This window comes from Levilactobacillus hammesii DSM 16381 (assembly GCF_001434395.1).
In the GTDB taxonomy this organism is placed as follows: domain Bacteria; phylum Bacillota; class Bacilli; order Lactobacillales; family Lactobacillaceae; genus Levilactobacillus; species Levilactobacillus hammesii.
In genome coordinates, this window is record NZ_AZFS01000044.1 from 105375 (window position 1) to 119747 (window position 14373).

The following is a 14373-nucleotide window of genomic DNA, read 5'->3' on the forward strand; positions in this document are numbered from 1 at the left end:
GTAATGGTTAAATTAGATAGAGAATACAGGCTTGTCTCGAGATTGATTACATCTCAATAATCAATGAGCTAGGGGGATCTAGAATTGGAAGAAATAAGTTTTAGTGAAATTCAAGAAGTTGATGGAAGCAAAGAAGCTGCATTTGAAGATCTGGTTTGTTTGCTTGCCAGAAGACAAGTAGAAAAAGATAGCCAACAACGCTTTTATAATAACAATGGCAGTGGTGGTGACGGTGGTGTAGAGTGTTACAGCACCTTTCCTAATGGAGACGAGTTTGGCTGGCAAGCTAAGTTTTTTTTGCAGTCTCTTAACGAAAGCTCAAGATGGAATCAACTTGATAAATCGGTAAAAGCCGCACTTAAATTTCATGATAGCTTGGTAAAGTATTACATTTGTGTTCCAAGGATATTAGCTGATGGACGTCGGGATGGCTTAAAAAAAACGGAAATGGATCGTTGGAGAGAACATGTCGAACATTGGAAAAAAACTGCTTCTGAAAAGTCGATGAATGTTGAATTTGTTCTTTGGGATTCATCAAAATTGAAAGAACTTATATTAGAGGATGAATCGATTCGGGATGGTATTACTAAACAATGGTTTTCAAAACAGTTTTTAAGTTTGAGCTCTCTAAAAAAACTATGTGCTTTATCCGAAAAGTCCTTAGGCAAAAGGTATTCTGAAGAAAACAATATAGACCTTCCCATTGAAAAGGCCTTGGATGCATTAGCGTTGAATGATTATTGGAGTAGTGAAACAAGAAGACGATTACATAAATTTATTGAAATAGTGGAAATTGCTTTAAGATGGCAATCAGACAACTTGGGATCCACCTTAGTTGATATAACGGAAGTACATCATAATTTAAGGCTTGTAAAAAATAAATTGCTTAAGTTTGAGATGAATAAAGTTGCACTTCTTGATAACAGGGAAATAATTCAGTCAATTTTAAAAAAATTAGTTGAAGATGTTCAACGTTTGGAGAACGATTATGCTAAGAATACGCATCATTATGATGATGCTGGAAATGATTCACTTTTCTATGAAATAAAAAGGGTACTTTCTGCTTGTAATGATATGTTCAAGATGTTTTCTAGTACTAATTTTAAAGCAGCAAGTAAGCGTATGTTGCTGATTACTGGAAAGGCTGGATCTGGAAAGTCTCATTTGTTGTGTGGATTTTCAAAAAAACAATTAAAGAATAAATATCCGGTAATCTTCGTGTTAGGGCAGCATTTTGGTGGGGGTAATCCCTTAGATTTTATTGCAGATCAAATTGGAATAGATAATACTACAGACGTTTTACCCTTATTGGAAACATTTGGTGAGCTCAATGATAATCGAGTCTTAATTATCATTGATGCGCTAAATGAGGGAAGTGGGAGCCATGAATGGAAAAATCAGATTATTCGATTTATAGAACAATGTCGGCGCTACAATCATGTCGCGTTAGTTATGAGCTGTCGAGACACGTATGAGAAAGTTATCCTTCCCGATGATCTTAAGAAAGAATATCCTTTTTTGACTCACAATGGTTTTGCCGGTAGCCGTCAACAAGCAGTTAGAAAGTACCTAACTAGTTATGATATTGAAATTCCCGATGTTCCTTTTTTGACGGATGAATTTTCTAATCCACTTTTTTTAAGAATTGTTTGCCAGACTATGGCAAACGAGAGAATTCACGAGTTTCCAAAAGTAAACTTAAAATTTGAAGATATTTTTAAAATGTATATGAGCAATGTCTCAAAGATTGTGAGTGACAAACTGAACTTTCCAAGCCCATCTATAGTTAAAGGGGCCTTAGATCAATTTTCTAAAAAGCTTTACCCTAAAGAAATGAATGGAGTTCCAATCGAAGAGGCATTTGTCTTATTTAAGTATTTTGATTCAGATATGCTAAATGCCCTGCTATCAGAAGGGATTTTAGTCCAGGAACCAGGGGTAAATAATGGTCAGGAAGTAATTAAGTTTACTTTTCAACGTATTTCAGATTTTTATGTGGCAAAAAAATTGTTGAGTCAGTATTCAACATTGGATCAGTTGAAAATTGGTTTTCTCCCTGAAAATGAATTAGGAAAAGTCATTTTAGGAAAAATCTCTGGTTTAAACAATTGGAGTCACGGATTAATTGAAATTTTAAGTATTGAAATTCCAAACAAGTTTAACGTTGAAATCGATACTTTGATTCCATGGGAAAACGAGAAATATAAGAATACGGTATTTACGCGCGAAGAATTTAATGTTGATTTTTTCCGCTTAAGTGTTCAAATGCGTAACAGTGACTGCTTTAATGAGCAAACTTTGATGGAATTAAATCACTTATTTGCAAGTGAACTTTACCGTTCCGAAGTATGGGAAATATTACTTGGCCTAAGTACTGAAGCTAATCATCCTTGGAACGCGATTTTTTTAGATAGAAATCTCCGAAAATTTTCACTTAACAATCGTGATGAAGTGTGGAGTTCTTATACAGCCGTTAATGATGGTTATGAAAAACCTATTCGGAAGATTATCGATTGGGTCGAAGATTCACAACTCACTAACGTTAGCTCCGACCGTCTAAAATTGGTTGGCATGACATTACTATGGGTAACAACAACCGTCAATCCCGATTTGAGAAGAGATGCTACTAAAGCTCTAACAAAGGTATTAGCTAAAGGTACAGAGAATATAGAATACTTCATAAAAAAATATTCCAATATTGATGATGCGTTTTTGGTGATGTCATTATATGGTGCTGTATACGGTTCCTTGTTAATTTCAGATATTACTGTCTTAAAAGATGCTATAAGAGTAATTCCATGGGAACAGCTAGTTAAAGAACAACATTCAAATATTGTCGTACGTGACTATTTGAGTGGTATATATGAGTATGCAAAGTATCAAGGCATAAGTATTCATTTCGACTCAGTCGAATACCCCTTTTATAATAACAACTATTTACCGGATCTTCAAATTCCTAGTGAAAAGGAAATTGAGGCCGAGGGAGAGGAATTTTCAAGTATTAAGCGGTCTGTGTTAACAGGGATTGCTGATTTCGGTAATTATGTTATGGGCATAGTAAAAGATTGGTCAAAGTATCCATCTAGTAAAATAGGCCATGTGATGACCGAAGGGGAACTTTCAGAACAAAAGTTTGGCAAGATAATTAAAGAACGTCCTGATTTGTCTGAGATGTTCTTTAAGTTAAAGCAGACTCTAAATAGTGATAATATTGAAAATTCGAAATTTATTCCAATTTTTCAGTCAGCTGGTGATGGCACAGATAGTTTAATAACAGGTGAAGATCACTCGATTGAACAACAGAGAAAAATTATGGATAAACTTTCAAAGGATCAAAAAATACTCTTCAAAGAAGCTGTTGGACAATATGAATCTAATCAATGCATCTCTTTTGATGTGAAAGGCGCACAACGATGGGTATTCAAAAGAACTTGCGATTTAGGTTGGACGTCGTCGCAATTTGGGGAATTTGAGAGGGCATATTGTGATCGTTTTCCACGTCAAGGTAGAAAAGTTGAAAGAATTGGAAAGAAATACCAGTGGATTTCTTTCTATGAATTTTTGGCAATTTTAGCTGACCAGTATTTGTATCATGGCTCCTATAATTATGATTCAAAGACCTTTAGTTATCCGGAATGTTACTCACGAAAATTTGATCCCACGATTGGAAATCATATGGGAATCGATTCATATGATAGCTTAGAGAACAAAAATCATAGTAAGTGGAATGCAATGGAGTATAAGTTACCATCAGTTGATGATGGTAAACAGTGTAAAGATTGGATAACCAATTCCAGTTTGTTTCCGAAACTAGAGGAGCGCATTATTTATACTGAAAATAATTCTGAATGGCTATCATTATTTGAGTTGCCGACCTGGTCACAAAAGGGATTATCAAAGCATACCAATTTTAGAGCTAAGGTTTGGTATAGAGTAAACGCAATTGCTGTAACCAATCAAGACCTAATGTCTCTTAAGAAATCAGTTAAATGTGATTCGAATCTTAAAACGCCCAATTTAGCTGAATTTCACAATAATGAGTATAGATATTTTTACCTAGAATATCCTTGGAGAAATAAATCAGTCGAATCGAATAACTCATTAGACATTGATAATTCAAAAGTGGAATATCAGGAACTCGTGTTTAGATACTCTTGGGAGAGTGCAGACCAGGAACATACGGAGAGTCGAAGTGAGTCAATTCTTTTACCCTCAAAGTTCTTAATTAACGGGCTAGGCTTGAAATGTGACCAGAAAGGTAGATGGTATCAAGGCAGTGAGTTAGTCTGTTTTGATCCAAGTGCGACATTTGGTGGTGAGTCCAAACTATTAATCAAAAAGGATATTATTCAGAAATTTCTAAAAAAAGAAAATTATAATTTGGTATGGCTAATTGGAGGTGAAAAAAATATCAATACTGATTCACAAGGATATGAGTCGAGAGAATTTGATGGTTTATTCGCTTTGGAGAATGGTCATATAGTTGGAAGCTCTTGGCAGCAATGCGAGAAATAGTTTACTCGAATCTAACTACTAGTTATAGTGATAAAGGAACTAGACTCATTTCGGGAGCAGAGGTTGACCTGGCTGAATAGTCATAGGTGGGTTAAGACGAAAATAATCAGGGGAAAAACCTAATGTAGAGCGAAAAGTTTGTTGAGATTTTTGGTAATATCCGACTAACTATAAGAGAAAATTTTTTTGAGGGTAGATGTTAACAAAAAATTTCTGTATTATTTTTTGAAGTTTATGAAAAAACAGTTTTTCGTTAAAAAGTCAGAAATCGTAATCGTTCAGATTTTGCAGATTGAAGACTACCAAATAAGAAGTGGCAGCCTATGCCGCATCGTGAAAATAAAATTGGTCAGTACCATAATAGTTCCGCAAAAGTTGAAACTATTATGGTAACCTCTAGTTCATTATTGGGGTTAAATGTAAGCTTTAAGTCGCGTCGAGCAAGGGAAAATGGAGGAAAAACTACAGTAAAAAATCAATCTGATGATTTGAAAAATACCGATTGGGACACTGCTTGACCTTTATGAAGTAAGCAGGTTAGATTTTTAAGTAACGAACTTTTAAGAATCAGATGTAGCAATAGAAGATTGTTTCCTAAAGGATAATGTTCAAAATCAAGAAAACGACACCACCACAATTATTGTAGTGGTGTCGTTTTCTTGATTAGGTCTTGGATGTTTTTTGACTATCACTAATAGTATTCCAAAAGTCAGTTAAATAGTGTTGGGGAAGCTCTGTAGATTTTATCAGAAAGAGTTTTGAAAGACGGAGTTGCCCTTTTATTGAAGAATTTCGACCTTTAGTAGAAGTTCATGTTGAGTGTGACGAAAAAAACGATTATGGATCTTACTACATTTTTATAGAGTTTGGAGCGCGCCAAGGGCATTTGTGAGTGAATTTGAACACTTGTGTGGCGGATTAATAATCTTCTTGTCACACAGTTTTGAGACTTGGTAGAATGTCGCACATGATTGGAAACGTTTCCAGCTGAGACATACTTTGTAATTTATTTTTCCAATCGTCCATAATCTAGTTAACTCTTCGGCCCGATAGTCAGCAAATCAGTCTGTATTTAAGAGCAGATACTTACATTGATTATCTAAGGATTGTGATGACGTGTCGGCGAATTGAAGGCCACGTATGTCCCTGAAGTTAAACAAGCAGCGATGATTCTGGCAACTTCAGTAACGGGCGTGGTGGGACTGATCTCAAACCACCACTTGATGACTTGCATTGCTGAAGCGGCAAATAGGCGCGCCTGTAGTTCCTGATAGTGCACGTTGCTTTCGGCAGGGGGAGTTGTCGCTAAAGCCGCCAAGAATTTTTCCACAAAAATCTTTTCCATTTGTTCAAAGACATTGCTTTCAAGTTTAGGTGACCACAGTGTCATGAAGGTTGCACGTTGTTTGAACAGCGGAAGTAGGGCGGTTGGCAACTTTTGTTCATAATTTTTAATCTCAGAAGGGGTCAATTTCAAGTAAGAAATATCAATCGAGTTTGAAAATGATTGTAAAGCTGAAGCAATTAGTTTTGAGCGTAAGTCATACTTATCTTCATAATAAGTGTAAAAAGTTGATTTGTTAATCTGCATTTCATGAGTGAGTTCCGCAATGGTTAATTTTGAAAAGTATTGTCGGTCGATACAGGCTAGGAAACCACGCTTGATGGTTTCTCGCGTTTTGATGACACGTAAATCGGTAGTCATGGCTGTCGCTCCTTTTTATCAAGTATACCGAAATTTTAAATAAAATCGTCATTAAATCGGGTTGAGAAGTTGCTTACCCAACGAATGGGCCATCAGAGTTGGATAAACAACTTTTGATGTCGGCCTGCTGGTATTAAAAATTCAGCGTACATGGTAAAAATAAGGTATAGCAAAAAAGAAGGCAGGCAGAATAAATATGAAAGCATTACGAATCTATACGTTGAAAAATCAAGCGATGGCGGATCTTTACTTTAAGGTGCATTGGCAACGACATTTGATTAGTCTGCCAAAATATCATATTCAAGTTGACAGTGTCCAATTGGAACAAGTTAAAAATGGTGATGAGCCTTGTCGGGTATTTGCCTTGGTGCATACTAAAGACACTGATGACATGGCGGCGTTAAATGCGGAATATATGCAAAGCGATGACTTTAAAGCTGACATGGCTGGGTATGATATGACGGCTATTTTAAACGTTGAAGAGGTTAAATTGAGATCTAGCATTGCTAATTAAATGCCAATATTTGTTAGAAGGCAATCATGAGATTGATCAATTAATAGGATTAGGTTGAAAGAGATGGCACTAGCTATCTCTTTTTTTCGAACTGATTTGGGATTAAAAGCCGTTATATGAAAACGGTGTAGATCGTTAAACAGTTAAGTATGCTACGGCGGCAAACAACGTCGATTTAATTTGGATTAGGAGACACCTTACGAATGACCAGGTTTTAAAATCGTTAGGCCACGGGACAACATGAAGTAACATTGGGCGGCAACTTGTGGAAGCTAGGGCCTAAGTCGGCGTTACTATTGACAGTTAGTTTTTTTACAGTCATGCTGTTATTGAGTAGCTGAGAATTAGCTGTTGCGGTTACAAGGGAACCAGTAGCTCACAGTATATGATGAGAACTACTGCAGTTACTAAGTAAGGATACATCTGAAAAGGAAGGGTGAAAACAATGAAACTTATTTTTTCTGATTCTGCTCAGCGAGAATTAGAAGCAGATTTAGATAGCAATAAGGTTTTACTTGATTATGATGATGGCATTGGCCCTTTTTCAAAAGAAGGGGATTTTCCAAATGGACAGCATTTTCGTTTAGTTTTTGTTGATAAAGCGACTACGCTTTCAGATTTTGATCAGACAATTGACTCAAATTTAGGATTGGTGTGGATTAAGGGAGAAGCTTCTGATCAACTAGATGAACAAATGAAAATTAGATTGAATGCACGATGGCATACTTTCTCTCTGGTTGGTTCGAATGGTATATTAGATGAAACTGTTGAAATTATTCATACCAGCAATGGGCAATCTTAAATGGAAAATTTGAATAATCGAAATCTTTAATATTTCAGGTTAATAGCTGTGCTAAAACAATAGGATTGTGCTATCAATATCGATAGCACAATCCTATTGTTGACTATATTTTAAAGCCACGGTAGCTGCTGACTAGTTCAAAGTCTTGGTTCAGCTTCTGAGTCAGTTCTGTCTGCTCTTGGGCAGTTAAGGTTGTGCGTTCACTTTCAGCTGCGGGGCGCGTCAGTACCTGTTAATATAGGGCAGCTCTGATATTAGCCGGTTAGGTTACATTTTCTCCAATCCCTGTCGCTGCTCCTCATCAATGATATGGGTATACAGACCGGTTGCACTGGTTGAGTTTTGACCCAACTGGGTGGCCACCAGCTGTTCATTCTTGGTGGCTAGGTAGAGTTTTGAAGCCAACGTATGACGCAGCTTATGCGGTGTGATACGGACCTTAAACGCTGAGGAGTATTTGGCCACCATTTTCTCCATCGAGTTGGCCTGCATCCGTGAAGCCTGGCCCCGATAACTGCTGAGGAAAAGGGCCCGGTCGCTACTGGTGGCGTGATAAATGGCTGTTCGGTGTGCAACGTAGTCTTGAATGTAAGGCAAAGTCCACGGCGCAATCGGCACCGTATCCCGTTGACCACCCTTACGGATCACGCCAATCGTTCCGGTCTTCAGATTCAGGTGGCGCAAGTCAGCATTAGCGGCCTCCGAGACGCGCAAGCCACTGCCCAACAGCAGGGCATTAATGGCCAGATCACGTTGTTTATCCCGGTGAAAATACCGTTTTTTGGCTGGCGACAGCAAGTCTTCATATTTTTCGTCGATAAAGGCCAGGTAATCATGATCCGTGTTGCCCAGCATGAGCTTCGTTTTTAAGTTAGCTGCTCGCGTTGCGTAGGTTTCGCTGGTCCGAACCAAGGCAATCTTATGCATGACGTTACGGTCAAAGTAGGCCTCACCATGTTCATCTTCAGTATCCTCCGTGAGGTACTTAAAGAGAGACGAGAGGGCGTTTAGAGAACGATTGATCGTTGGATGGGTTCGGCTCCCAGGAGCGCCTGTGAGCTTAGTCTGGTTCAGCAGGGCAGACTTGTACAGTTCGACGGTTTCTTTTTTTAACTTCGCTAAGACTTGAATGTCGATATCAGCGGGGCAGGTAGCCGTGGTTAGGCCTTCACTGATGAGCCAGTTGAAGAAACGGCGATACTCCGTGAGGTATTGGTACAATGTGGCAGGCGATAAGGGGACAGTAGCCTTGGCCTGATAGTATTCTTGGACGTACCAGGGCGCGATGGCCAGTTCTTCATTGATTAATTTTAAGTAGTGCTGTTTTTCCATAATAGAAGCGGCCTCCAAACATACGTTCTCATATTTTATATGATACCGGTGAATGCTCAAATTAGCAAGCCCCCCGCCTTATTTTTACCCACTACTATCTTTAAAATATTTGTTTTAATGAAAGTAGTCGTCCTGATCTATGGCTATAGATTGTGATGGATACCGCTAGTGACGGTAATAAAAATACTATTATACTGGGATTGAAGTCATTTAATTAGGCCGTCATGTGTGGATTCACGGTTCTGAATGGTGTTTTAAAGGTTTCTAAAACGCTGATATATCAGCATTTGTGGACAGTATTGATTGCTGAAACATAGCTCGTTGATAAATGCCATGGCTTCACGGAATAGCTGATATACAGTCAAGCAACATCGTTTCAGCAACTGTCGTTTATGACGGCTAGTGGCCATGCTTTCAGTGCTGCCAGCTGTGCATGTTCCAAACGCACATTGTGGGTTGACTTTAAGGCTTTTTCTAGACTTACTTGGACGAATATCATGGCAGCCTGGTGACAGCAAATCCGCCAAACACCACTTGTTTGGTTTGCAAGTGTTTGACCCTAAAATTAGTCAATTATGACGTTGATTCTGAGCACACGTTCAGATGTTAGACGGAGACCTGACCACGAAATTAACGTAGAATTCGCCTGTGATTTTAGCAATTTTGTGATCTGGATGAGTTTACGAGTTGTGAACGTATACCTGAAGCTGAGCTGTAAGAATAGCGACTGCTATTGTCGAAGTGATGCTATTTTAGTCAGTGTAGTTAGCGAGCGTACTTGTGCTGATCAGTGGTCGCGTAAAAGTTGGTAATGCAAGTTAATTGGTTGAGTTGAGTCTGCCAGTTAATTCTAGTAACCGACAAGCTTTAAGGTTCATTAGTTGAGCAAAGGTATCAGCAAAACTTGCAGACGGATTGTGGAATAGGGAATGACCAATCTCGCGGCTAAAACAAAAAAGACCATTCTACTTTACATAATATATATTATCGAAAGTAGACTTAAAAGCTAAAAATAGAGTGCTTCCTCTGATCTTAATTATCAGATTGGCACTCTACCTGTTTAAATCAGTTTCTCTGCTGTTAGTACTTTTAGAATACGCTGCGTGATTGGCGTCAACGCTGTCGGCAATTCAGCCAACGCGAAAAATTTTGCCGCGCTAGTTTCATCCTGATCGGCACGCTGCTGACCAGTTGCGGTTAATTGGTAAACGGTCGTGACGGAATCAATTTGATCGCCGTTGGGATACGTATACTGCATGCCCGAACCACTCACGACAGTCAGTAATTTTGGCTGCTGACCAATTAAACCTGTTTCTTCTTGTAATTCACGAATTGCGGTTGTTTGCAAGCTCTCGGTCAATTCCTTAGAACCCGCTGGCAAACCCCAGAGCGCGTTATCCGTTCGTTTAACCAGTAACAATTGCTGATCTCGCAGTACCCATGCGGCTGCACCAACCACAATTAAAGGTTGTGCACCGATTGTCTTACGGAGATCTAAAACATAGCCCATATACGTCACCGTCCTCTACGTTAAATTGTAACGCATAATTCGACAGTTAGTCATGCCAGTTTTGCTGAATAAAATCCTGGCGACCGCCCATTTCCTCAATCTGATAACGAAATGGATTCTTACGGTAAAAGTCCTGATGTTCTTCTTCGGCTGGATAGAATGGCTGGGCCTCTTCGATGGTGGTCACAATGGGCGCGTCAAATTGACCGCTGGCAGCAAGTTGGGCTTTAGAGGCTTTCGCAGCTTGACGTTGTGCCGGACTATTCACGTAAATGACGGGACGGTAGCTGTCACCGCGATCCTGAAATTGGCCACTGGCATCCGTGGGATCGGTCTGGCGCCAGTAAATTTCAACCAATTGGGCATAACTGATCGTTTCGGGATCAAATGTAATCTTAACGGCCTCAGTGTGGCCCGTGGTATGGCTGGCAACCTCGGCGTACGTCGGATTCTCTGTGTGTCCACCGGTATAACCAGAAATCACGGACTGGATACCAGGTTGCGTATCGAACGGCTGCACCATACACCAGAAGCAGCCACCCGCAAAAATTGCAGTTTCAGTTGTTGACATGGGTAAAGTCCTCCTTGAATTATTTTTTATCAGGAAATAGCTGTTGAAAGTCGTGATAGCCTTGAGCCTCCAGCTGATCGGCTGGAATAAACTTCAAAGCGGCCGAGTTAATACAATAACGCAAGCCCCCCGCTTCTGCCGGACCGTCAGTGAAAACGTGGCCCAAGTGGGATTGCGCGTCAGTACTCCGAACCTCCCGCCGGATCATGCCAAACGAATGATCCGTATTTTCCTTAACGTTAGCGGCGTCAATTGGTTGGGTAAAGGACGGCCAACCACAGCCGGCGTCGTACTTGTCGGTTGAACTAAACAGCGGTTGGCCGCTGACAACGTCCACGTAGATACCCGGTTCATAAAAGGCATCGTATTTGCCAGTAAAGGCGGGTTCCGTGGCCGCATTTTGTGTCACCGCAAATTCTTCTGCGGTAAGGCGTTCTTTTAAGTCGGATGCTGAGTTTGTTGGTTTCATTTAAAATCCTCCAATCAATTGTACACAATTTTTTCGCTTATGGTTTAGTTTAAGCCTCTGCGCTGAAAACGCAATTAATTTGCCCGTTTTTCAAAATGATTAACGATACACCAAAATACCGATTCAGCGCGAATCGGTATTTTATCTTCTATTCAACTGTTAGCTGGCTTGCCCAGCAGGTGTTTGGTAACGTGCCTTGACACCGTTAATGTCGACCGGCTGAATGGCCACGGACCGGTTTTCATAATACATGACGCTGTGCTTCGATGGATTGTGTTCGAGTCCCATGGCGTGACCCAGCTCGTGTTCTGCAACGTGAAGATCATCTGACCGTGAGTAACCGTAACTGTGTAGCAATGTCGGGTTAAGCTCGGAGCTAACCTTGATCAAGTAATCCCGCTTTGCCCAGTATTCCGTCAAGCCTACATCCTTTCCCAGATGTTGCGCTTGATTGGCAGAGGCCGTTGTCAACTTAATCTGTGCGGATTTGGAAGACGCTAGTTTGAAGGTAAAGACCCCCGTCTTGTTCCAAGCGTGGACGGCTGACCGCCAAATTTTCTGGTAATAGGCCGACCTAGTGGTAATTGCATACGTCGCATGATTCTGCGCAAATCTTTCAGGTCCAAACGGTGTTGTGGACGCTGCCAACGCCACAGCACCACCGATCTGACTGACAAAAAGACCGATCGTTACCATCACCATCACGATTTTTCGATACCAAGCACTTCTTGTCATGTATAATCCCTCTCTCTTATTAGGGAAAACACCTGACGGCTACCATCGGCCCGTATTATATGCGCGTTCCATCAGAGATGCGACAAAAACGCCCCACGAAGATAACATTTCTTCGTGGGGCGTCAAAATTATTGTAAATTAACCGAATTAAGCGTTGAATGCATCAGTCAATGGTGGCACAACTTGCTTCTTCCGGGAAACAACGCCAGGCAAGCTAGCGCGATTGTTTTCCAGCTTGGTGTTGAAGGCTTTCTCAACAACGTCTGTTGCATCACCAGCAACGATCATTTCGGAGTCACTGTTTAGGACATTCGTTGCTAAGGTAACAAACAGATCGTAGCCATCAGCAGCCATTTCAGCGTGCATTTCCTTTTCCAAGCCAGCTTGACGAGAAATGACGTCGTCTAAGTCAACCGTGTTGATTTGGCCAATACGAACGCTGTGACCATTCATGTCAAAGGACTTAGCATCGCCATCGATTAATTCCTTGTCCGTCTTAGCAGCCAGGTTAGTCCCAGCCTTTAACATGGCAATACCATAACTTTGAACATCAATGTCAGCAATTTCGGCCAAGGCCCGAACGGCTTCGCGGTCCTTATCCGTTGTTGTTGGGGATTGTAACAACAACGTGTCGGAGATGATGGCAGAAAGCATCAAACCTGCTAACTTGGCAGGAATTTCGATCTTAGCTTCGTCGAACATTTCCGTCAGAATCGTGCTGACACAACCCACTGGTTCTGCACGGTAGTATAAAGGTGAGTCCGTGTGGAAGTTGGCGATCCGGTGATGGTCAACCACAAAGGTCACCTGCACCTTGTCGAGATCACTAACACTTTGTTGGGCTTCGTTATGGTCAACGAGCATCACTTGATCAACTTCGTTAGACACCGTCTTAACGACCCGTGGTGCTGGTTCGTCGAAATGGTTCAGAACGTAGTTGGTTTCCATGTTAGGTTCACCCAAGGCAACGGCTTCAACATCGTAGCCCTTTTGGGTTTGAAGATAGGCAAAGGCCTTGGCTGCCACAATGGCATCCGTATCGGGATTCTGGTGACCAAAAATTAACGCTTTACTCATGAGTAGAAAACTCCTTTAATCAATAATTTTAAGGTTATTTGTTACGCAATTGTTTGAGGCGCGAAATGTAATCGTCGGTATGCAAGTACCGGTCAAACTGCGCGAGAAAATGACTGATCCGTGGAATCTCTGCTTTGCCCTTGCGGAAAACAAAAGCCAGGTCGAAGCGGATATTCGGATCAAAGTGTGCCGTCCAGGTTTCAGGCAGGTTATCTTGCCCGACCATAAACGAGTTAGGTAATGCCGTGGACGCCCCTGTCTGCATTGAAAAATGTAACAGTTGCGTTGGCGTCGTGAAGTTGGCAACACCCCTTGGAAAATCGGCCAGTTGATTCTTGTAGGCTTCATGAATCGTCTGGTTCAGGTAGTAACCGTCTGGATACATTGCCCAAACGTTGGCCGTCGTATCCTTGAACTTAATCCGGTGTTTCTTGGCCAATTGCTCATCGTGATGAATGAATAGCAGGTCATCCGAAATAATCTTCTTGGATTCATACGGCTTCCAATTCTTAATGGAATCATCCGGCAAGTACATGATGGCCAGATCAATCTTGTTGTTTTCTAACCGCTCCCAAATTTCCTTCCGCGTCAACATGTGAAAGGAAATCTTGAGTTCGGGGTTATTCTGGTAAGACAGGATAGCAAAGTCCTCAAAGACGGCATCCTCAATGGAGGCCAGAAGGCCAATGTTAACCTCACCTTGTGTTGCGCTGGTCGATTGTTGAATCTCATCGGTCGCTTGATTCAAAATGGCATAAATCTTGTGTGTCGCATCCAACATCGTGTAGCCGGCGTCTGACAACCGTAATTTTTTCCCCACTGAATAGAAGAGCGGTGCCCCCACCGTTCGTTCTAATTTTTTGATCTGTTGGGTCAAAGCTGGTTGGGTAATCCCCAAAATTTGAGCAGCCTGCGTATAATTCATGGTTTCTGCGAGTTGCAGAAAGTACGTCAGGGTTTTAGAAGAAAAAATGCTCTCTTGTTTCGTCTTCATCCGCGTTTACTCCTTATGACTGGCGTGACGAACCGTCTAGCCGACAACTACGTCAGCCTAATAGTAACTATTAAACTCTATAATAGGCTGTTTTGTATGAAAGCGCAACGATTACCGCTCGCAAATCCGCCAGCAGCAACTGTGTGCGG

Annotated in this window: 12 protein-coding genes; 4 read left to right on the plus strand and 8 right to left on the minus strand. The window is 41.0% G+C overall.

Annotated elements, in window-relative coordinates; genetic code table 11:
- The first annotated feature begins 84 nt into the window (after positions 1 to 84).
- Positions 85 to 4515 carry an NACHT domain-containing protein gene (locus FD28_RS03170; protein ID WP_057732511.1) on the plus strand — a complete coding sequence of 1477 codons (4431 nt, stop codon included), beginning with the start codon at positions 85 to 87 and terminating at the stop codon, positions 4513 to 4515.
- Between the two features lie 323 nt (positions 4516 to 4838).
- Complete coding sequence (locus FD28_RS13190; RefSeq protein ID WP_157059828.1) at positions 4839 to 5033, plus strand: hypothetical protein; 195 nt, start codon at positions 4839 to 4841, stop codon at positions 5031 to 5033.
- A gap of 581 nt (positions 5034 to 5614) precedes the next feature.
- On the opposite strand, the gene FD28_RS03180 is transcribed toward FD28_RS13190, so the two are convergent.
- Positions 5615 to 6220 carry a TetR/AcrR family transcriptional regulator gene (locus tag FD28_RS03180; RefSeq protein ID WP_057732514.1) on the minus strand — a complete coding sequence of 202 codons (606 nt, stop codon included), beginning with the start codon at positions 6218 to 6220 and terminating at the stop codon, positions 5615 to 5617.
- Positions 6221 to 6416: 196 nt separating this feature from the next.
- Here FD28_RS03180 and FD28_RS03185 point away from each other — a divergent pair, with 196 nt between their 5' ends.
- Both FD28_RS03185 and FD28_RS03190 read left to right on the plus strand, forming a co-directional pair.
- Positions 6417 to 6734 (plus strand): hypothetical protein, encoded by a 318-nt coding sequence (locus FD28_RS03185; RefSeq protein ID WP_057732517.1) that lies wholly within the window; start codon positions 6417 to 6419, stop codon positions 6732 to 6734.
- Positions 6735 to 7179: 445 nt separating this feature from the next.
- On the plus strand, positions 7180 to 7536 hold the full coding sequence (locus FD28_RS03190; protein WP_057732519.1) for an iron-sulfur cluster biosynthesis family protein: 357 nt from the start codon (positions 7180 to 7182) through the stop codon (positions 7534 to 7536).
- A gap of 267 nt (positions 7537 to 7803) precedes the next feature.
- On the opposite strand, the gene xerS is transcribed toward FD28_RS03190, so the two are convergent.
- From xerS to FD28_RS03225, 7 genes are all read right to left on the minus strand, one after another.
- Positions 7804 to 8868, minus strand: a complete 1065-nt coding sequence (gene xerS / locus FD28_RS03195; RefSeq protein WP_057732521.1) for a tyrosine recombinase XerS — start codon at positions 8866 to 8868, stop codon at positions 7804 to 7806.
- Between the two features lie 1060 nt (positions 8869 to 9928).
- Positions 9929 to 10378, minus strand: coding sequence for an NUDIX hydrolase (locus tag FD28_RS03200; protein WP_057732523.1), 450 nt, complete (start codon positions 10376 to 10378; stop codon positions 9929 to 9931).
- Positions 10379 to 10424: 46 nt separating this feature from the next.
- A complete protein-coding gene (gene msrA, locus FD28_RS03205; protein ID WP_057732525.1) occupies positions 10425 to 10949 on the minus strand; it encodes a peptide-methionine (S)-S-oxide reductase MsrA in 525 nt (174 codons plus the stop codon).
- Between the two features lie 19 nt (positions 10950 to 10968).
- Positions 10969 to 11418 carry a peptide-methionine (R)-S-oxide reductase MsrB gene (gene msrB / locus FD28_RS03210; protein WP_057732527.1) on the minus strand — a complete coding sequence of 150 codons (450 nt, stop codon included), beginning with the start codon at positions 11416 to 11418 and terminating at the stop codon, positions 10969 to 10971.
- Between the two features lie 159 nt (positions 11419 to 11577).
- On the minus strand, positions 11578 to 12153 hold the full coding sequence (locus tag FD28_RS03215; RefSeq protein ID WP_057732529.1) for a matrixin family metalloprotease: 576 nt from the start codon (positions 12151 to 12153) through the stop codon (positions 11578 to 11580).
- Positions 12154 to 12300: 147 nt separating this feature from the next.
- A complete protein-coding gene (locus tag FD28_RS03220) occupies positions 12301 to 13230 on the minus strand; it encodes a manganese-dependent inorganic pyrophosphatase (RefSeq protein ID WP_057732531.1) in 930 nt (309 codons plus the stop codon).
- Positions 13231 to 13264: 34 nt separating this feature from the next.
- Positions 13265 to 14224: a LysR family transcriptional regulator gene (locus tag FD28_RS03225; RefSeq protein WP_057732533.1), complete on the minus strand. Its 960-nt coding sequence runs from the start codon at positions 14222 to 14224 to the stop codon at positions 13265 to 13267.
- Positions 14225 to 14373 lie beyond the last annotated feature (149 nt).

Bases quoted from the DNA above. Each gene is read 5' to 3' on its own strand.
- FD28_RS13190 (WP_157059828.1), top strand. From the start codon at position 4,839: ATGCCGCATCGTGAAAATAAAATTGGTCAGTACCATAATAGTTCCGCA.
- FD28_RS03180 (WP_057732514.1), bottom strand. From the start codon at position 6,220: ATGACTACCGATTTACGTGTCATCAAAACGCGAGAAACCATCAAGCGT.
- FD28_RS03185 (WP_057732517.1), top strand. From the start codon at position 6,417: ATGAAAGCATTACGAATCTATACGTTGAAAAATCAAGCGATGGCGGAT.
- FD28_RS03190 (WP_057732519.1), top strand. From the start codon at position 7,180: ATGAAACTTATTTTTTCTGATTCTGCTCAGCGAGAATTAGAAGCAGAT.
- xerS (WP_057732521.1), bottom strand. From the start codon at position 8,868: ATGGAAAAACAGCACTACTTAAAATTAATCAATGAAGAACTGGCCATC.
- FD28_RS03200 (WP_057732523.1), bottom strand. From the start codon at position 10,378: ATGGGCTATGTTTTAGATCTCCGTAAGACAATCGGTGCACAACCTTTA.
- msrA (WP_057732525.1), bottom strand. From the start codon at position 10,949: ATGTCAACAACTGAAACTGCAATTTTTGCGGGTGGCTGCTTCTGGTGT.
- msrB (WP_057732527.1), bottom strand. From the start codon at position 11,418: ATGAAACCAACAAACTCAGCATCCGACTTAAAAGAACGCCTTACCGCA.
- FD28_RS03215 (WP_057732529.1), bottom strand. From the start codon at position 12,153: ATGACAAGAAGTGCTTGGTATCGAAAAATCGTGATGGTGATGGTAACG.
- FD28_RS03220 (WP_057732531.1), bottom strand. From the start codon at position 13,230: ATGAGTAAAGCGTTAATTTTTGGTCACCAGAATCCCGATACGGATGCC.
- FD28_RS03225 (WP_057732533.1), bottom strand. From the start codon at position 14,224: ATGAAGACGAAACAAGAGAGCATTTTTTCTTCTAAAACCCTGACGTAC.